This is a genomic window from Corallococcus sp. AS-1-6 (assembly GCF_020037015.1).
In the GTDB taxonomy this organism is placed as follows: Bacteria; Myxococcota; Myxococcia; order Myxococcales; family Myxococcaceae; genus Corallococcus.
On sequence record NZ_JAIQDE010000032.1, the window covers coordinates 29,875 to 48,775 of the forward strand.

The following is an 18,901-nucleotide window of genomic DNA, read 5'->3' on the forward strand; positions in this document are numbered from 1 at the left end:
CGGCCGGGCGCCTGCCTTCAGCGGCGCGCGTAGGAGCCGGTGCGCAGCTCCTCGAGGAGGCTCGGCCCCCTGGGCGCCCAGCCCAGGAGCTGCTCCGCCTTCTTCGACGTGAAGCGCTGATCCAACGCCAGCGCGTCCGCGAACGGACCGAACTGCTTGCGGGCCTCCTCCAGGGGCCACGCCGCCGTCCTGCCGGCCACGCCCGCGCCCTCACTGGCGGCCTGCGCGGCGTCCTTCACCTTCACGCCCGGGCCCTGCGTGGCCAGGAGGACGGTGCCCGCGGGCGCCTTCTCCACGGCGCGCACATAGAGGTCCGCCAGGTCGTCCAGGAACACCACGGCCCAGTGGTTCTCCCCCGTGCCCACGTAGGTGACGGCGCCCCGGTCCTTCACGGAGCCGGTGAGCATGGCGGGGATGCCGGTGCCCTGCCCGTAGACGACGCCCGGGCGGATGACGATGCCGCGCACGCCCGGCGTGCCCAGCGCGCGCTGCTCCACGGCGGGGCGCCACGCGACCAGCGGGGTCGCGTTCAGCGGCGCGTCCTCGGCGGCGACGCCCTGCGTGGGGCCGTGCACCCAGACGCCGCTCGTGTAGAGGAACGTCTTGTTCGTGCCCTGGAGCGCGCCCAGCACCGCCGCCACGGCCGGCGTGTCCACGTCCTTGTCATTGGACGTCGCGGTCCACAGGTTGCGCCCCCCTGATGCGCGGCGGCCTCCCGGGTTTCACACGGGGAGCGGCATCCCGGGCGCGGATGGCCTACCGTGGAGGCCCATGAGCTTCGCCGACAAGATGCGCGCCTGGATGCCGCTGCACGAGAACGGGGTCAGCCGCGCTGCCCACTTCGTGGGGGCCTACCTCTTCACGTTCGCCCTGCTGGTGCCGCTGTGCTGGGTGCGCGTTCCCGGCACGCCGCTGACCGCCGCGCACCTGCTGGTGGCCGCGGTGGCCGTGTACGCCATGACGCTGGAGTGGACCGCCGGCCTGCTCATGGCCCTGCCGCTGGTGCCCACGCTGCTCGCCGCGGAGGCGGTGGCGCGGCTCCCCACGGGGACGGCCGCGGGCATCGCGCTGGGCGTGATGGTGTTCCGCTTCGCGATGGTGGTGGGCGCGCACGTCCTCTTCGAGAAGAAGACCCACGGCCTGTCCCTGGGCGGCCCGCAGCTCTTCTTCATCGAACCCGTGTACCTGCTCACCCTGGTGCTCTTCTCGCTGGGCCTCAAGCAGGACCTGCGCGCGCGCGTGACGGCCGGGAGCGCGGAGGCGGCGGCGGGCACCTGACGGCATGGGAGGCCCCGGCATCCTCGTCCGGCATCCCGCCGCGCGGTGGGGGCTGCTCACGTTGCTGTCGCTCCTGGTGCTCTCCGCCGTCCCCCTGTCCGGGGTGACGTCGCGGGGGACGCTGAAGGAGGGCTACACGGACCACGTGCGCCATCCGTACGCGGTCTGGGTGGGACTGCATCGCGGGCTCCAGGCCCTCTACACCGCCCCGCTGGGCGAGCTTCGCGAGGGCGTCCCCTACCGTCAGGCCATCGACCAGTGGCTGGAGGTGCCGTACGTCTATCCGCCCGGCGCGCTGGTGCTCTTCCTGCCCCTGGCGCTCGTGGGCGAGTGGGTCCCCCTGTCGCCCCAGGCCTTCGGGCAGGTGTGCCTGCTGTACCTGCTGGTCTTCGCGCACGTGGCGCTCTACGCGGCGCTGCGGCTGCTGGACGGGCTTCCTGTGGGAAGCCGCTGGGCGGTGGGGTTCCTCTGCTGGCTGGTGCTGATGCGGCTGGCGCTCCACGGCCAGTACGACGGCGCGTGGCTCGTCTGCGGGGTGCTGGCCCTGGGGGCGCTCGCGAAGGACCGGCCGGTGGTCGCGCTGCGCTGGCTGGCGCTCGCGGCGCTGCTGCACTACCGGGCGCTCGTGCTCGTCGCCGTGGGCGTCGTGGCGCTGTGGCGTGGGGTGCGCGGGCGGCCGGTGCGTCAGTGGCCGTGGGGCACGCTGCTCGGGGTCGCCGCGGTGGGGGTCCTCTGCGTGCGCACGTTCCTGTGGATGGCGCCGCTGGCCGCGCGGACCGACGCGGCGACGCCCTCCATCCTGGGCGAGCCCGGCACGGTGGCCCTGGTGATGGGCTTGAGCGCGGCGGCGCTGGCGCTGTCCTGGCGCGGGGCGGACGGGCTGGTGACCGCGTCGGTGGGGCTGGGCGTGCTGCTCGCGGTCATCGACACGCGCCACTGGTGGCACGCCTCCGCGCTGCTGCTGGTGCCGTTGTGCGTGGGCGTGCTGCGCGCTCCGCGCTGGCCCACGGCGGTGCGGCTGGGCCTCGTCGCCTGGGCGGGGGTGCTGGAGATGGCCGTGTGGCACGGCAATCCCCTCTGGTTGTTCCGCGACCTCAATCGCTTCCTGCGGCTGATGTGAGCCGGAACCGCGCCTCGTCCCAGGCGAGCCCGTAGCGGCGCAGCAGGTCGTCGATGCCCGCTCCCGCCGGGGCGGGATGCGCGATGGAGTCGAACCGGTTCACCTGGAGCGTCCGGTCGGAGGCCGCGGAGACGAGGAGCGCGCCGTCCGGTGAGAAGGCCAGGGCCGCCACGAAGCCCTGCTGGCCAGTGAGCGTCCCCAACGGCTCGCCGGAGGGCAGCCCCCAGACCTTCACCTCCGGCTCCATGCCCGACGAAGCCAGGAAGCGGCCATCCGGAGACACGGCCAGGGCCAGCACGCCCACGGCCTTCTCCCCCAGCGTCTTCAACAGCCGGCCCTCCGTCACGTCCCAGACGCGGACGGGCTGCCGCATCCCCGCCGTCACCAGGTGGGGCTCGGACGGAGTGAAGACCACGGCGCGCACGGGCTCGCCCATGTCGAGCCGCAAGAGGGGCTGACGCCGCTCCACGTCCCACGTCCGCACCGTCTGGTCCTTGCCGCCCGACGCGAGCCTGCGCCCCGTGCTGTCGAAGGCCAGGGCCCAGACCTTGTCCGTGTGTCCCTGGAGCAGCCCCACGGGCCTGCCGTCGGGCACGGACCAGAGCTGGATGTCCGCACCGCCCGCCACCGCGACCCGCGTCCCATCCGGGCTGAAGGCCACCGCGCGCACGGAGCCGCTCCCCCCTGGCAGCTCCAGCAGCACCCGCCCCGAGCGCGCGTCCAGCACGAGCGCCCGCCCCTTCAGCGTGCCCACCCCGACGCGCTCGCGGTCCGGGCTCACCGCCAGGGACACCGCGGACTCCGCTCCGCCCTCCTCCTGGCGGAGGGCACCTCCCTCCGTGATGCGCCACCGCCGCCAGCCGTCCTCGCCGCCCGCCAGCAGCTCGCGGTCCTGGGAGAACGCGAGCGCCTCCACCCAGACGCCGGGGCCGCGAAGCAGCACCTGCGCGGGGACCTCCGGCCGGCGCCACACGTCGAGCACGCCGTCCATCCCGCCCGAAGCGAACGTGCGCCCGTCCGGTGACAGGGCCACGCTCATCACGGCGGCGTGATGCGCATCCATCCGCTCCAGCAGCGCGCCGCCATGGCCCTCCTGGCCGTCCACGAGCTGCACGCGCCCGTCCCATCCGCCCTGGACCAGGAGCTGGAACCCGCCGTCGATGGCGGCCACGGACACGTCGCCGGAGTTGCGGAACACGTCGGTGAGCTGTCCCGAGCGGGCGTCCCAGAAGCGCACGGCCCGGTCGCCCGCCGCCGTCATGATGCGCTGTCCGTCCGAGGAGAACGCGCCCGCCTCCACCTTCTCCCCATGTCCCATGAGGCGGTGGACCTCCCGGCGAGCCCCCAGGTCCCAGACCCGCGCGCTCCGGTCCGCGCTCGTGGACAGCAGCCGCCCGCCGTCCGGGGAGAAGGCGACGGCGATGACGTTGTCGTCGTGCTCGAAGCGCAGCGGTTCGGCGCCCGTCTCGAGGTCCCAGACGCGCACCGCCTTGTCCAGACCGCCGGAGGCCAGCCGCCTGCCGTCAGGAGAGAAGGCCAGCCCGAGCACGACGTCGGAGTGGCCGGCAATCACCTGGTGAAGCCGGCCCTGGCGCCAATCCCAGACCCGGAGCTCGCCGGGCCTCCCCGCGGAAGCCAGCCAGCGGCCGTCCGGCGAGAAGGCGACGGCGTGGACCTCGGCCGTGTGGCCCTTGAGCTCCGCCAGCAGCTCGCCGCGCTCCACGTCCCAGAGCCGGACGACGGAGTCGTAGTGCCCGGACGCCAGCACGCGGCCATCCGGGGTGAACGCCAGCGCGAGCACCGACCCCTGGAATCGCTTCGACCAGCGCAGCGTGGAGGCGCGGTCCACGGCCTGGCCCTGCCCCCACTGCGCGGCGAGTGAGTCCCGCGACGCCCGCGCGAGCGCGAACGACGCTGCCGCCACGCTCCACTGCCGGGACCCGGCGGCCGCTTCACCCCGGGCCTCGTGGATGCGCGCGCGCAGGTCCCGCGCGTTCGCGTCCTCCATCGCGCCACCACCGGAGGACCGGTGCGCCGAACAGGAAGCAAGCAACAGCATGAGACACCACCACCGCATGGGGCTCCCTCCGGACACGGGGCACGGCTTGCCTGGGCGCGGAGCGTCCGCACCTTTGGGCCAGGACCGTAACCCGAATGGGAGCAAGCCATGCCCGACAAGGCGACCGTTGAACGAGCGAAGAAGGACCTGCGCGAGGGCAAGAGCCCCAGCACCGCGGCGGGTGGGTTCGTGCGCGAGGAACTGGAGCACATCCGCGAAGGCGAGCACGGCGCACGCTCTTCGAAGCAGGCCATCGCCATCGGACTGTCGAAGGCGCGGCGCGCGGGCGTACCGCTGGAGCCTCCCACGAAGGAGCAGGCCTCCGCGCGGACACGGCGCTCGGCGAAGCAGGACCTGGAGGTGGGCCGGCAGGAGCGCAAGCCCCGGGCACCGTCGAAGAAGCGGAGCAAGGCCACGCAGGGCGCGCTGAAGCGGGAGGGCCGTCAGGCGGCCTCCAAGCAGGCCCTGTCCGCCCAGGCGAAGAGCGCCTCACGCAAGCGCACGGCCACCGCCCGCAAGACGTCCGCTCGCAAGGCGGCGGCCACCCGCAAGGCGTCCAGCCGGCAACGGAGATAGCCGCGACGCCCGTCACCGCGGAGCGGCCGCGTGGCGACTACAGGCCCGTCGGGTAGGTCTCCGGCGCTTCACCGCGCTCCCATCCGGCGGTGCGCTCCAGCGGTTCGAGCGCGCGCGTCTCGTCGAGGTGCAACATCGCGTCGAACTGCGCCGGCAGTCGCGTGTGGAAGTAGTGGCTCCGGCGCTCCGTGTCGGGCCGGTAGATGACGCCGATGGCCCGCTGCAGGCGCCGCTCCCGGAGCGCTCCGGCGGCCTCTCCCAGGTCGCGGAGGTCCAGCAGGAAGCCGGGCAGTCCGACCTGATGGAAGAGGGACTCGCAGCTTCCCGCCAGCCCGTGACGGACCCGCTTGCGCTCGGCGGGGCCGCCCCAGTTGGAGGCCGCGGTGACGGTGCCCCGGTACGTGCTGAAGCCGATGAGCCGGGTCGCTCGCGGGTGCCGCTGGCGCGTCAACTGGCCCAGGTTCACCTCGCCCGCCTCGCCCATCTCCGTCGCGCGCGCGTCCCCGACGTGGGAGTTGTGCGCCCAGACCACGACCCGCGCGGCCCCCAGCCGCCGGTGCAGGAAGCCCATCAGCGTATCCAGCGTGTCCGCCATGTGCGTGTCGCGCAGGTTCCAGGACGAGATGCGTCCACGGAACATGGACCGGTAGTACTCCTCCGCGTTCTGGACGACCCGCGCGTTCTGCTCCGCCTCGAACTGCGCGTCCTCCGCGATGAACCCGTCCCGGCGCAGCAGGGCCTCGCGCTCCCGCTGCAGCTCGCGGAGCTGGTCGACGACCTCCCGCTCGCAATCCGGCGACAGGCCCAGCGACGTCGCGTGGCCGTAGTCCTGGGGGTCCTCCCCGAAGTGCTCGAAGCACGCGTAGCGGTGCCGGGCGCGCTTCGCGGCCTCGGGGTCCGCCCGGTCCAGGTACTTCAGCACCGCGCCCATGGAGGCGTGGAGGCTGTAGAGGTCCAGCCCGTAGAACCCGACCTTCTCCCGAGGGGAGTGGCGGTCGTTGTGCGTCCGCAGCCAGCCCGCGAAGTCCAGCACGTCCGCGTTGCGCCACATCCAGGCGGGGAAGCGCTGGAAGTCGGAGAGCGACTCCACCGCGTCCACGTCCGTGCCCATGGCCCGCACGTAGCGGTTGATGCGGTACGCGTCCGGCCAGTCCGCCTCCACCGCGACGGCGTTGAAGCCCTTCTCCTCGATGAGCCTCCGCGTCAGGAGCGCGCGCAGCCGGTAGAACTCGTGCGTGCCGTGGGTCGCTTCGCCAATCAGCACGCACGTCGCGTCCCCCACCAACTCCATCAAGGGCCTGAAGTCCTCGTGCGTCCCCTGGAGCGGCCGCACGGACTCCGCGAGCGCTCGAACCAGCAGGCCGTCGTCTCGGTGCGCCATGGTGTCCTCCCCTTGTCTTCAAGGGTTGGGTCGCGCACCCCGGAAGGAAGGCAACGGGCGGCCAGGCGGCGCCCTCCCGGGGCTCTCATCCTCGGAGGATCAAGCAACTCCGGCCGGGCGGGGCGATAACCCTTGCTTCGTCTCGTCGCTGCAGACCGCCAGCACGGCGGGCAAGGCAGTGGGCGCCCCGGCCCTCAAGAAGGCGCTCCAGGGCGCTGGCGCGAGCCAACCGAGCCCCCAGCAGAAGACCCAGGTGCGCGACGTCTTCGAGAAGGTCAAGTTGACCCCGAAGGCGCGTGAGGCCGCTGCACCACCAGGAGCCCTCCGCCCTGACGGACTTCCGCGCGTGGATCCAGAGCGCGGACGGCGCGGCCTTCCACGCCGCGCTGGTGGGCTGGCCCGAGCCGCTGCAGACGCGGCAGGTGCAGGTGTCGCGCATGGAGGTGGGCGAGTCCTTCCCGAAGCACCGGACACGGACGAGGAGGGGCTCGCCGTCGTCTACAACTTCACGCGCCCGTGGGAGGACCGCTTCGGCGGCGGCCTCACCTTCCGGCATCCCGAAGTGGACGCGGACATGATGCGCGTCCCGCCGCTCTTCAACTCGGTGTTCATCTTCCGCGCCAGGGGCGCCCCCCACCGCGTGACCGAGTGGACGTCCGAGGCCCGGGGTCACCAGCGCTATTCCGTCACGGCCTTCATCCTCGCGAAGCGCTGAGCGCGGGCCTGCCCTCACGTATCGGGACTCGCGGGTCTAGACTCGAGGCCATGTCCCAACGCTCCGCCACGCTCTCCCCTCCCCGGCTCGCCGACATGACGTCCGCCCTGCGAGGCCACGTCGAGCGCGGTGGCCTGCCCGGCGTCGTCGCCCTCGTCGCTCGCGGGGACACCGTGCACGTCGACGTGCTGGGCACGCAGGGCCTCACGCCTTCGGATCCGCCCATGCGGCGCGACAGCCTCTTCCGGCTCGCGTCCATGGCCAAGCCCATCACGGCGGTGGCCACGCTGATGCTCGTGGAGGATGGGAAGCTCCCGCTCGACGGCGCCGTCGACCCGTGGCTGCCGGAGCTGGCGGACCGCCGCGTCCTGCGCACTCCCGAGGGCCCGCTCGACGACACCGTCCCCGCGAAGCGCGCCATCACCGTGCGCGACCTGCTCACGCTGCGGTGGGGGCTGGGCGCGGTGATGGCGCCGCCCGGAACGCATCCCATCCAGCGCGCCATGAGCGAGGCCCGGGTGGCGCCCGGCTTCCACATGCTCACGGATCCGCCCGATGAATTCATGCGGCGGCTGGGCGCGCTGCCGCTCATGCATCAACCCGGAGAGCGGTGGGCCTATCACACCGGCTACGAGGTCCTGGGCGTGCTGGTCGCGCGGGCGTCGGGCATGCGCTTCGACGACTTCCTGCGCGAGCGGCTCTTCGGCCCGCTGGGCATGAAGGACACGGCGTTCACGGTGCCCGCGCGGAAGCTCGACCGGCTCACGACGGCCTACGCGCGCGACGACGCCACGGGGAGGCTGGAGGCATGGGACACCCCGGCGGACAGCCACTGGTCGCGGCCCCCCGCCTTCCTCTCGGGAGGAGGCCAGGGAGGGCTCGTGTCCACGGCCGATGATCTCCTCGCCTTCTGCCGGATGCTGCTGGGCAAGGGCGTGGCCGGGGACACCCGGCTGCTGTCCTCCGCGAGCGTCCAGGAGCTGCTGACGGACCAGATTCCGGAGGAGCAGAAGGCCGCCTCGCCCTTCTTCCCCGGCTTCTGGGATGCGTCCGGCTGGGGCTTCGGCGGAGCCGTGTGCACAAAGCCGGATGGTGTCTCGCCCACGGCCGGCCGCTATGGCTGGGGCGGCGGTTACGGCACGATCTTCTTCATTGATCCAAGGCAGGACCTGACGGCCCTCCTCCTGACGCAGCGGCGGGCGCAGGGCCCCGACGACGAGGCCCTGTCCCTGGAGTTCTCCAAGGCCGCCTACCGGGCGCTGGAGGGCTGAGGCGCGTCCTCAGAGCGCCGGGGCGGGCGCCGCCGCGTCGGCCTGGGCGCTCGCGCTGGGAGGAGGGGTGATGCCTCGCGCGGTGGCGTCCAGGTTCGCGAGGCCCCGCTCGAACTCCTTGCCGATCATCGTGTCCATGTTCACGACGAGCGACATCGCCTTGCCCATCAGGGTGTTCTCGCCCTCCATCGCCCAGCTCACGCGGGTGCCGCCGTTCTCCGGGGTGAGCGTGAAGGTGGCTTGGTTCGTGGCTTCGAACGGCTTGAAGAACTCCAGCTTGAGGACGACGCGCGCGCCGGGCTGGCTCTCCACGATGGTCATGCGCCCATCTCCGGACTCACCGCCGGCATAGGCGAAGCTGGCGCCCGGTCCCTCGTTGGGTCCGTCGAAGGCCTTGGTCACGCCGGGCGCGGGCTCGGAGCGGAACGGGTTCCACGTGTCGAACCGGTGCAGGTCGTTGATCAGCGCGAAGACTGTGGCCGGGGGCGCGGCCACGTGCGCGTTGCGCTCGATGCGGAAGCGGTCCGGGCGGGTGGCGACGAAGGCGCCCAGCGCGACGGCGAGGACGAGGATGGCGAGTGCGATCTTTCTGGCCATGGGAGGCTCCCTGTTCGGAGGAAGAAGTGCTCCCGGGTCACCGGGAGGGTTCATCTCCACGTCGAACGAGGGGCCGCGGAATCGACACGGCATTTCCGCCCCATTTTCCGGGGGCCCAGGCCTCCCCCGGGAATGCAGCTCACTTCACCGGGGGCCGGAGGGCCTGGAGCCGCGCCTTGTCCAGCTTCGCGGCGACGCCCACGCTGCGTCCGGCGAGGTTCGCGACGACGTACTGCACGGAGCTGCCCAGCACCTGCGCGCTCTCCGACAGGGTGAGCCCGTAGTCCTGCTCCAGCCACTGCGTCATGCCCTGCGTCGCGGAGCGCAGGGCGTCGTCCAGCGAACCGCCCTGCCCCAGCGTCATGAGGTGCGTGGGGGACTCCACGCGAGGCGTAGCGGGCGGCGGCTTGCCGTGCAGGACGTCCACGGTGAACTCGACGTCCATGGAGGTCTCCAGCGCGTACTGGGAGGTCTCGCCGTCACCCTGCGCGGCGTGGGCGTCGCCCAGGTAGAGGAGGGCGCCGGGCTGCGCCACGGGCAGGTAGACGGTGTTGCCCGCCACGACCTCGTTGAAGTCCATGTTGCCGCCGTAGCGGCCCGTGTCCCCGGTGGACAGGGGCGCGGAGCCGAAGCCGGGCGCCACGGCCAGGCCGCCCAGCATGGGCCGCAGCGGCACGGTGAAGGCCTTCAGGCGCTCGGTCGGGTTCTCCGGGGTCGCGACGCCGCGCTCGGGGTCGAGCTTCCAGCGCACGGGCTTGCCCAGCTCCGTCGCCTTCGCGGCGAGCCCCGGCGTGAGCGCGCGGCCCACGATGCCATCCAGGCTGTCCGCGAACGTGCGGTTCAACGTGAGGCGGCGGATGCGGATGGCCAGCGTGTCGCCCGGGTTCGCGGTGGCGATGAAGAAGGGGCCCGTCTGCGGGTTGCCGAAGAGGGCGCGGGTGACGCCCTTCGAGTCCATGCCGCCGGAGTCGAGCGTCGAGGTGCGCACGGTGTCGCCCGGCCAGACGGTCAGCACCGGTGCGCGGTGCGCGGTGAACTCGTTGGACCAAGAGGTGGGCGTGAAGTCATGCACGCGAGGAACGCCCGAGGGGCGCGAGGGAAGCAGCCGGGCCGAGAAGGCATGGGACGCCCGCGCCTTCGGGTTGTTGCTGTCCGGGTAGTCCGCGGTGCCGCGAAGTGACTCACCGCTCACCTTGCCGTCGAAGACGTAGGTCTTCTGGCGTGAGTCCGTGACGACGAAGTGGACGGCGTTGCCCGTGCGTTCCCCCTTCAACGCGTCCCCATCCAGCTCACCGGAGAGGCGCTTCCCATCGCGATCCAGCGTGAGGAGTTGATAGGCGGGGTTGCCCCAAAGGTCGGTCGTCACAAGCCAGGACTCGGAAGCCGCGAGCGCGCCGGCAGGCAGACAGCAGAGGAGGACGAAGAGGGAGCGGAGCATGAGCGGGCGCAGTGTAGAGGAACGAGCCCAGGCCGCGACCATCCCAGGGCCTCCACCCGCATTCGGCCACAATCCCATCCAAGGGCTTGAGAACATGAGAACCCCCAGGCGACGGCCCCGCCGGAGGCGCCCACAGAAAACCTGTCCGACAGTCGGACAGGTTTGAAGAAGCGCGGCCAGGCCCCCCCGCCCCTGCCGGGCGGCCAAGACCTGTCCGACAGTCGGACAAGTTCCGAACGGAGCGACCACGAGCTGCCGCTTTCGACCGGGCGGCCCAAGCCGGTCCGGCTGTCGGACAAGTTCAGAACGGTGCGACCAGGAGCGGCCTCTTTCGACCGGACGGCCTCAAGCAGTCCGGCTGTCGGACAAGCTCGGAACAGAGGGAGCCGAAGGCGTCCGCTTCCGGGAAGCCGAAACCGGTCCGACTGTCGGACAAGTTCGAACGGTGTGGCCAGGACGCGTCCGTTTTGGTCCGAGCCGCAACGGCCAGTCCGGCTGTCGGACAAGTTCGGAATGGTGAGGCCAGGGAGTGTCCGTTTGGGTCCGAGCCGCAACGGCCAGTCCGGCTGTCGGACAAGTTTGGAACGGTGCGGCCGGGACCTGCCCGTTTCGGTCTGAGCCGCAGGAACCAGCCGACTGTCGGACAAGTTCGGAACGGCGTGGCCCGAAGGCGCTCAGTTTGCCTGGGCGGCGGGACCTGTCGGACTGTCGGACAGGTTTTGGGACCGCGGCGAGGGACCGGCCGCTTCGCCTGGGGAATCTTGTCCGACTGTCGGACAGGTTCTGGCCTTACGCCTCCCTGGCCGCCTGGGTCGTCATTTGTGGCCGCGCTGCTTCCGTCAGCGCAGCCGCTGGCCGAAGGCCCTCAAGCGGTCGCGGGCCTTCAACAGCTTCTCGCGGGGAATGGAGAACACCGCGCGCACCCGCTCCGGGTCTCCGCACCACGCGCCACCGTTGAGCACCACGTGCGTGTGCTCGTAGACGACGCGCGGCAGGTTCTCCGGCGTGAGCTTCACCCCATCCACCGAGCGCCCCAGCCACGCCGTCATCGGAGGCGCGAGGAACAAGCCCCCCGCCTCCGTGGCCTCCGCCCGGCCGTCATCGGGCAGCGCCTCCGCCAACAACGCGCGCTTCTCCGCGAGGTCGCGCCGCATCCTCGCCAGGTAGTTCCTCAGCGCCTTGTGCCGGGCGGCGTAGAGCAGTTGTCCGTCCGGTCCTCGCGCATGGGCCGCGTACAGGTACGCCGCCGCGCGCGCGGTGGGCGTATGCAGCACTCCCGGGGCGCTGTCTCGCAGCGCCGCCACCAGCGCCCGGTCCTTCGTCGCCACCCACCCCACTCGTAGGCCCCCGGCCGCGAACTCCTTGGACAGCCCTCCCAACAACACCGTCCGCGCGCCGATGCCGGGCACCGCCCCCTCCAGCGTCACCGGGCTGTGCACCGTCTCCGCCGTGGGGTTGGTGAGGTTCACCAGGCCGAAGATTTCATCGGAGATCCAGAGGCAGCGCTGCTCCACCACGAACGTCGCCAGCGCCATCAACTCCTCGTGCGACAGGTAGTGCCCCGTGGGGTTCGCCGGCTGTGACAGCACCACCGCGTCCGGCGTGCTCCCCCGCGCGCGGCGCGACAGCAGCGTGCCCAGCGGGCCGGACTCCACCTCGCAGCCGGCCGCCAGGAACGTGGGCTCCAGCACGCCGTAACAGGGCGTCACCAGGAACACGCGCGGCATCCGGCCCAGCCGCTGGCGCAGCGCCACGCCCAGGTGGTGCATGAGCGGCCAGACGCCGGGCGCCACCACGACGTCCTCGGGGACATAGCGGGCCCCTCGCGTCTCCAGCAGGAAGGCCGCCACGGCCTCCGCCAGCCCCGTCTGCGCTCCGTCCGCGCGCGGCGCCACGCCCGCCGCGATGAGCCCCTCCACCAGCGGCAGCGGCATCGGGCCCTCGTTCTCTCCGTAGTCCAGGCGCACGAGCTCCGGGTCGTCCTCGCGGAAGAACTTCGGCGCGAACGCGGGCAGCTCCGACAGCTTCCCGATGCGGCGCGAGCGCGGCAGCGGCACCTCCGGCGCCCGGTGCGGCGAGGGCGGCTCCGGCTCCGCGAACGCCATGCGGAAGGCGAGCAGCTCCGAGAAGGTGCGCTCGTAGAACCACTCCGCCAGCACGCTGATGCGCGAGTACGTCACCTCCGCCGCCACCTCCAGGTCCACGCGCAGCGGCTCCGGCACGGGCAGCAGCAGCGTCAACTCCAGGTCCGGCCACACCGCGTTCTTGATGAGGCCGTACAGGATGACCAGGTTGGGCGCGTGCTGCGTCCGCGCCAGGAACTCGAAGAGCGTGCGCGGCTCCACGTCCCCGGTGATGTTGAAGAAGGCGCTCTCGTCCAGCACCACCCAGATGCCCCGCCGCGCGGCCTCCGCCACGATGTCGCGCAGCACCGCCAGGTTGGTGCGCTCGCCCGGCTCCACCGTCAGCAGCACGGCCTTCACGTCGAAGGCGCTCAGCAGGCGGCGGATCTCCCCCAGCGTGTTGTGCGTCACCGTGGCGCGCACGCCCGCCTTGTCCAGCGCGCGCGCGTAGAGCGGGTGCAGGCTGCGCGACACCAGCACCGCGTCCCCGGGGTCACAGGTGGCGAGCAGGAAGGAATAGACGGCCTGCTCGCGCTCCGGCGCCACGAACAGCGAATCCTCCGACAACCTCAGGCCGAAGTGCCGGTCCAGGTAGCGCGCCACCAGCCTGCGGAAGGACGCGTCGCCGGCCTCGTGCGCGTAGGGCAGGAAGGGCGCCTGGGACAGCCGCTCCGCGAGCGCCGTGACGAAGCCCAACTGCTCCGCGGACGCCGCCCCCAGGTCCAGCTCCTCCTGGAGCGCCGCGATGCCCAGCGAGCGCAGCGCGGCGCGCAGGGCCAGCGTCTCCCGGGGCTGCGACAACTGGGCCTCCCACACCGCCACCTCGTGCCAGATGGGGTGGCCTGACTGCAGCCAGCCCAGCGCCGTCGCCGCGCGCAGGGGCTCCGGGCTGTGGGCCTCCATGAAGAACTCGAACTCGCGCCCGGTGCGCTGCTCCAGCGACACCAGCGGGCGGATGTCCGTGTCCGCCGCCTGCATCACCCGCCGGGCCACGCGCACGCGGGTGGTGAAGCCCCGCCGCGTGAACATCCGCGCGATGATGGCCCGGCCCGGACGGCCCGCCAGGTTCAAGAGCAGCCGTCCCCCGGGCAGCAGCCGCTCCGGCGCCTCGTTGAGCAGGCGCGCGATGAGCCCCAGGCCGAAGTGGTCCTCGTAGACGTTCTGCAACGAGGTGTAGTTGGACAAGTCCAGCAGCGCCTGCTCATCCGCCTGCGCCAGCTCCGCGGGCAGCTCGTCGCTCCGCAGCACCTGCGGGATGCACCCGACGATGAAGTCCCACTCCGGCTTCTGGGGCAGCCCGAGCAGCAGATCGCTCTCGCCAAAGGACAGCCGCGACACCAGCGCCTCGTCGCCGTTGAGCCACGCGTTGCACAACCCCACCGCCGGGGCCTGCGGGTTCAGGTCCAGCCCCCGGATGCGCGCGAGCCCCGTGAACTTCGCCAGCGCGATGCAGATCCACCCGGAGCCGGAGCCCACCTCCACCAGGTGCTTGCCCGCGTACTCGTCCAGCGGGACCTTCAAGAGCCCCTCCAGGAACGTGAACGCCCACGCCTCCGGCGCGAAGATGGACGGCGGAATCAACAGCTCCAGCCGCTCCTGGGACGCGCCCACCGCCACCACCACCGACGCCAGCCGCAGCGGCGCGCCCTCCGGCTGGTCGCGAGACAGCTCCGCCAGCTCGCGCAGCTCCGCCAGCGCCCGCGCACGCTCCTGCGGCCGGGCCAGCGCCTCCGAAAGCGTACGCAACTGGACAAAGGCTTCACGGGCTGACGCGGGATAGGTGGCCATGGCGCGCCGACTGTCCGGGCCCGCATGCCCCCTGTCAACGACCGCATGAGCACGGCGGCCTGACGCATCGCAGTATCAATTTACAGATTGCCATTCCCAGTTTACACGGGAAATCTTGAGTCAAACGCCAGTAAGCAGCGCCCACCGGGCGGCCCCTCTCGCCCGGTGAGGACGCCCCATGAAAAGACAGTCGCAACTGGCCTTGCTCGCGGTGTTCGCCGTCATCCTGTTACACGCGCCACCGGCGGCGGCTCAAATCGCCGCCGCGCACGTGTATCACAATCACATGCCCAACTTCTGGGCGTACTACGACCTGACCCAATACAACGCGACGCCGGTAGGCGGCCCCATCCGCTACGCGTATGACGGGCAGGTCATCCAGATAAAGCAGTCCCCTCCAGCCAACTACACCTACTTCCTGCCGTCGGGCGCGCCCATGCCGCACGACGACCTGGTGACGTACTACTCGCACCACGCGAAGGTGGGCGCGTATCAGTACTGGCCGCCGGACGTGGCCGCGGACATGAAGGCCAACGCCTCCACGGGACAGATTCACGTCACCATGTCCGGCGCGGTGGTGAACAACGTCAACGACCTGGTCACCCGCCGCAACGTGTCCGGCTACGACAACGCCAACTGGGGCGCCACCTGGCGGGACCGCTACGCCAACCTGCGCACGCCCGCGGGCAACCGCTCGTTGGACCTCATCCACTTCACGGGCCACCACTCCATGGGGCCGCTGGTGGGGCCGGACTACTTCCTCAAGGACCTCATCTACCAGAGCGCCACGCTGTCCCAGTCGTACTTCCTGGGCAGCGGCTTCACGGCCTCCAAGGGCTTCTTCCCCACGGAGCTGGGCTTCAGCGAGCGGCTCATTCCCACGCTGGCGAAGCTGGGCGTGAAGTGGTCCGTCATCGGTGACAACCACTTCTCCCGCACGCTGAAGGACTACCCGTTCCTCAACGACCCGGGCTCGGACACGCTGGTGTCGCCGCCCAACCGCGCGGACCTCCAGAACACCAGCACCGTGGGCGCCTGGGTGAGCGAGCCCATGGCGCACGAGCAGCAGGTCATCCGCAACAAGTACCCCTTCGCCTCCACGCCGCACTGGGTGCGCTACGTGGACCCGGCCACGGGCGCCGAGTCGCGCGTCGTGGGCATCCCCGTCAACCAGAACGGCTCCTGGCTGGAGGGCTGGGAGGGGCAGGCCACCGTGGACGTGGTGGGCCTGCGCAACTTCGAGGGGCTGACGTCCCAGAAGCAGTTCTTCGTGCTCGCGCACGACGGCGACAACTCCGGCGGGCGCGCGGGGTCGCTGGACACGTGGATCAACGGCCGGGCCGTCACCTGCACCGGCGGCGTGCAGTGCCTGGGCATCGACGAGTACCTGGTCAACAACACGCCCGCCTCCACGGACGTGGTGCACGTGCAGGACGGCTCGTGGGTGGACACGCGCGACTCCTCGTCCGACCCGCAGTGGCACCACTGGCGGCTGCCCTTCGGCATCTGGAAGGGGCAGTTCCCCGCGTTCAACTCCGCCACCGGGCTCAACCTGGCGCCCAAGACGAACCTGAGCGGCGTGCAGGAGGGGATGACGGTGTCGCTGGAGCACGGCTGGCACTACCTGGAGCGCAACTTCGCGCTGCTCCAGGCCGCGATGAACTACGCGAAGACGGCCGAGCAGGTCTGGCTGGACGCGCACCCCAACCACTGGAAGCCCACCACCGCGCTGGACTCGCAAATCACGCACGCGGGCAACCAGCTCAACCCGTGGATGCTGTCCTTCCCGGTGAAGGGCGACGCGGCGAACGACTGGGCGGGCGGCGCGAACCCCGCGGAGCTGGCCTGGTACTTCCTCCTGCCGGCCATGGACTCCGGCTTCGGCTACTACGACGAGAACGTGGACGACAACGTGAAGCCCACGCTGTCCTTCAACCAGTCGCTCTACTTCTCCAAGCCGTACGTGCAGGACCGGCTGGCGCAGGACCGCACGGGCCCCTCCGTCTGGTGGCCGCAGCGCTGGCCGTACAACCCGGGCAGCGCCAACACGGACAAGTCCGAAGGCTGGACGCTGCACCACTTCGACAACAACTTCGCGCTGTACACCTACGCCTACGACGTGAGCGGCATCGCCAGCATCAAGGCGCGCGTGCGCGTGCACACGGCGAAGAGCATCGACCCGCTGGACAACACGCCCCGCGTCTACGACCCGGCGGCACTGAAGGCCGCGGGCGTGCCGGGCATCGACCCGTCCCGCGTGGGCGCCTGGGTGGATTACCCGCTCCAGCGCCGTGAGCTGCGGCCCGTGATGAACGGCGTGGCGTGGCAGCCGGCGCACCTGCCGGTGATGCAGAAGGTGGCCGCGCAGGAGATTGGCGACCTCTACTACGCCTACCTGGGGGCCTACCGCGACCAGGTGCTCGACTACTACATCGAGGCCACCGACGCGCGCGGCAACGTCACCCGGAGCGAGATCCAATCCGTCTACGTGGGCGCCGGGAAGTACCGGCTGGAGGGCGGCAAGTACATCGAGGACATCAACGGCCCGGTGACGGGCACCTACCCGTTCCTCCGCGTGGACACCACGGCGCCGTCCGTGCCCACGGGGCTCGCGGCGACGCGCACGGACCGCTCCGTGACGCTGACGTGGACGGCCTCCACGGACAACGTGGGCGTGACGGGCTACCAGGTGTTCCGCAATGGCACGCAGGTGGGCTCGCCTTCCACGACGGGCTACACGGACAGCGGGCTCACGGCGGGCACGGCGTACAGCTACACGGTGCGGGCGCGGGACGCGGCGGGCAACACGTCCGCCGCGAGCAGCGCGCTCTCCGTCACCACCCTGCCCCCGGACACCACGGCGCCGTCGGCGCCCTCGGGGCTCTCCGCGTCGGGGGTCACCAGTTCGTCGGTGGTGCTGAGCTGGACGGCCGCCACGGACAACTATGGCGTGAGTGACTACCTCGTGTTCCGCAATGGCACGCAGGTGGCCGCGCCCACGGCGACGACGTACACGGACACGGGGCTGTCCTCGAGCACGACGTACAGCTACACCGTGAAGGCCCGTGACGCGGCGGGGAACACCTCGGTGGCCAGCGCGGCGCTCTCCGTCACCACCGGCCTGGGGTACACGACGACGGTCTATTACAAGAAGGGCTTCGCCACGCCATACCTCCACTACCGCCCGGCGGGGGGCACGTGGACCACGGCCCCCGGCGTGCTGATGCCGGACGCGGAGGTGACGGGCTACGCGAAGTACACGGTGAACCTGGGCTCCGTGCAGCAGTTGGAGGCCGTGTTCAACAATGGCAGCGGCACGTGGGACAACAACAACGGCGTGAACTACCTGTTCCCCACGGGCACCTCCACGTTCAACGCGGGCGTCATCACGGCGGGCGCGCCGGTGAGCGACACCACGGCGCCGTCGGTGCCCTCGGGGCTGACGGCTCCGTCGAAGTCCGCGACGACGGTGTCCCTGAGCTGGACCGCGTCCACGGACAACGTGGGCGTGACGGGCTACCTGGTGTTCCGCAATGGCACCCAGGTGGGCTCGCCCACGTCCACGAGCTACACGGACAGCGGGCTGTCCTCCAACACGGCCTACAGCTACACGGTGCGGGCGCGCGACGCCGCGGGCAACACGTCCGCCGCGAGCACCGCGCTCTCCGTCACCACCAGCGCGGGCAACACGGCGACCGTCTATTACAAGAAGGGCTACGCAACCCCATACATCCACTACCGCCCGGCGGGCGGCACGTGGACGACGGCGCCGGGCGTGGCCATGGCGACGGCGGAGGTCTCCGGCTACGCGAAGCACACGGTGGACCTGGGCTCCGCCACGCAGTTGGAGGCGGTGTTCAACAACGGCAGCGGGACGTGGGACAACAACGGGGGGCTCAACTACTTCTTCCCCGCGGGCACCTCCACGTTCAACGCGGGGGCCATCTCCGCGGGTGCGCCGTCCCAGGACACCACGGCGCCCTCGGTGCCCACGGGCCTGACGGCTCCGTCGAAGACGGCGACCACCGTGTCGCTGTCGTGGACGGCGTCCACCGACGCGAGCGGCATCGCGGGCTATGACGTGTATCGCAACGGGGCGCTGGTGGGCTCGCCCACGACGGCCAGCTTCACGGACACGGGGCTGACGGCGGGCACGGCGTACAGCTACACCGTGCGGGCGAGGGACACGGCGGGCAATGTGTCCGCGGCGAGCAGCGCGCTCTCCGTCACCACGTCCACCAGCGGGGCCACGGTGACGTTCAACGTCACGGCGAGCACCGTGATGGGCCAGAACGTGTACGTGGTGGGCAACGTCGCCGCGCTGGGGAGCTGGGCTCCGGCCAATGCCATCCTGCTGTCCGCGGCCAACTACCCCACGTGGAGCGCGGCCGTCGGGCTGCCGGGCTCCACGGCGATTGAGTACAAGTTCATCAAGAAGGACGCCGCCAACAACGTCACCTGGGAGAGCGGCGCCAACCGCACCCTGACGACGCCGGCCACGGGCAGCTCGACCGTGAACGACACGTGGCGCTGAGCCGTTGAAGCGGACTCGCGG

12 protein-coding genes are annotated in these 18,901 nt (G+C 71.4%); 6 read left to right on the plus strand and 6 right to left on the minus strand.

The genetic code is table 11. The features are described 5' to 3' along the window. Positions 1–17: 17 nt before the first annotated feature. The gene (locus K8612_RS32940) at positions 18–656 is read right to left on the minus strand and encodes an NAD-dependent epimerase/dehydratase family protein (RefSeq protein ID WP_223765135.1); all 639 of its coding nucleotides are present in this window, start codon (positions 654–656) and stop codon (positions 18–20) included. Between the two features lie 115 nt (positions 657–771). Between K8612_RS32940 and K8612_RS32945 the strand changes: the two genes are divergently transcribed. Beyond that, entirely contained in the window at positions 772–1,278 is a 507-nt protein-coding gene (locus tag K8612_RS32945; protein WP_223765136.1) for an Mpo1-like protein, read from the plus strand. 4 nt (positions 1,279–1,282) lie between these two features. Further along, a complete protein-coding gene (locus tag K8612_RS32950) occupies positions 1,283–2,398 on the plus strand; it encodes a hypothetical protein (RefSeq protein ID WP_223744774.1) in 1,116 nt (371 codons plus the stop codon). On the opposite strand, the gene K8612_RS32955 is transcribed toward K8612_RS32950, so the two are convergent. Next, complete coding sequence (locus K8612_RS32955; protein ID WP_223765137.1) at positions 2,373–4,457, minus strand: WD40 repeat domain-containing protein; 2,085 nt, start codon at positions 4,455–4,457, stop codon at positions 2,373–2,375. The genes K8612_RS32950 and K8612_RS32955 overlap by 26 nt on opposite strands. 108 nt (positions 4,458–4,565) lie before the next feature. Here K8612_RS32955 and K8612_RS32960 point away from each other — a divergent pair, with 108 nt between their 5' ends. After that, a complete protein-coding gene (locus K8612_RS32960) occupies positions 4,566–5,033 on the plus strand; it encodes a transcription elongation factor (protein WP_223765138.1) in 468 nt (155 codons plus the stop codon). Positions 5,034–5,070: 37 nt separating this feature from the next. Here the strand turns inward: K8612_RS32960 and K8612_RS32965 are convergent, their stop codons facing one another. Then, entirely contained in the window at positions 5,071–6,414 is a 1,344-nt protein-coding gene (locus tag K8612_RS32965) for an erythromycin esterase family protein (RefSeq protein WP_223765139.1), read from the minus strand. Here K8612_RS32965 and K8612_RS39655 point away from each other — a divergent pair. Then, entirely contained in the window at positions 6,413–7,129 is a 717-nt protein-coding gene (locus K8612_RS39655; RefSeq protein ID WP_373692155.1) for a 2OG-Fe(II) oxygenase, read from the plus strand. The two genes, K8612_RS32965 and K8612_RS39655, sit on opposite strands and share 2 nt — an antisense overlap. 50 nt (positions 7,130–7,179) lie before the next feature. Continuing rightward, positions 7,180–8,400, plus strand: coding sequence for a serine hydrolase (locus K8612_RS32980; protein ID WP_223765140.1), 1,221 nt, complete (start codon positions 7,180–7,182; stop codon positions 8,398–8,400). Positions 8,401–8,409: 9 nt separating this feature from the next. On the opposite strand, the gene K8612_RS32985 is transcribed toward K8612_RS32980, so the two are convergent. From K8612_RS32985 to K8612_RS32995, 3 genes are all read right to left on the minus strand, one after another. Further along, positions 8,410–8,997, minus strand: coding sequence for an SRPBCC family protein (locus tag K8612_RS32985; RefSeq protein WP_223765141.1), 588 nt, complete (start codon positions 8,995–8,997; stop codon positions 8,410–8,412). 139 nt (positions 8,998–9,136) lie between these two features. Next, positions 9,137–10,363, minus strand: coding sequence for an acetamidase/formamidase family protein (locus K8612_RS32990; RefSeq protein WP_223765142.1), 1,227 nt, complete (start codon positions 10,361–10,363; stop codon positions 9,137–9,139). A 911-nt stretch (positions 10,364–11,274) separates the two neighbouring features. Continuing rightward, positions 11,275–14,304 (minus strand): aminotransferase class I/II-fold pyridoxal phosphate-dependent enzyme, encoded by a 3,030-nt coding sequence (locus K8612_RS32995; protein WP_223765143.1) that lies wholly within the window; start codon positions 14,302–14,304, stop codon positions 11,275–11,277. Positions 14,305–14,524: 220 nt separating this feature from the next. Here K8612_RS32995 and K8612_RS33000 point away from each other — a divergent pair, with 220 nt between their 5' ends. Then, positions 14,525–18,880 carry a carbohydrate binding domain-containing protein gene (locus tag K8612_RS33000; protein ID WP_223765144.1) on the plus strand — a complete coding sequence of 1,452 codons (4,356 nt, stop codon included), beginning with the start codon at positions 14,525–14,527 and terminating at the stop codon, positions 18,878–18,880. Positions 18,881–18,901: the final 21 nt, after the last annotated feature.

Bases quoted from the DNA above. Each gene is read 5' to 3' on its own strand.
- K8612_RS32965 (WP_223765139.1), bottom strand. From the start codon at position 6,414: ATGGCGCACCGAGACGACGGCCTGCTGGTTCGAGCGCTCGCGGAGTCC.
- K8612_RS32945 (WP_223765136.1), top strand. From the start codon at position 772: ATGAGCTTCGCCGACAAGATGCGCGCCTGGATGCCGCTGCACGAGAAC.
- K8612_RS32980 (WP_223765140.1), top strand. From the start codon at position 7,180: ATGTCCCAACGCTCCGCCACGCTCTCCCCTCCCCGGCTCGCCGACATG.
- K8612_RS39655 (WP_373692155.1), top strand. From the start codon at position 6,413: ATGGTGTCCTCCCCTTGTCTTCAAGGGTTGGGTCGCGCACCCCGGAAG.
- K8612_RS33000 (WP_223765144.1), top strand. From the start codon at position 14,525: ATGAAAAGACAGTCGCAACTGGCCTTGCTCGCGGTGTTCGCCGTCATC.
- K8612_RS32985 (WP_223765141.1), bottom strand. From the start codon at position 8,997: ATGGCCAGAAAGATCGCACTCGCCATCCTCGTCCTCGCCGTCGCGCTG.
- K8612_RS32960 (WP_223765138.1), top strand. From the start codon at position 4,566: ATGCCCGACAAGGCGACCGTTGAACGAGCGAAGAAGGACCTGCGCGAG.
- K8612_RS32950 (WP_223744774.1), top strand. From the start codon at position 1,283: ATGGGAGGCCCCGGCATCCTCGTCCGGCATCCCGCCGCGCGGTGGGGG.
- K8612_RS32955 (WP_223765137.1), bottom strand. From the start codon at position 4,457: ATGCTGTTGCTTGCTTCCTGTTCGGCGCACCGGTCCTCCGGTGGTGGC.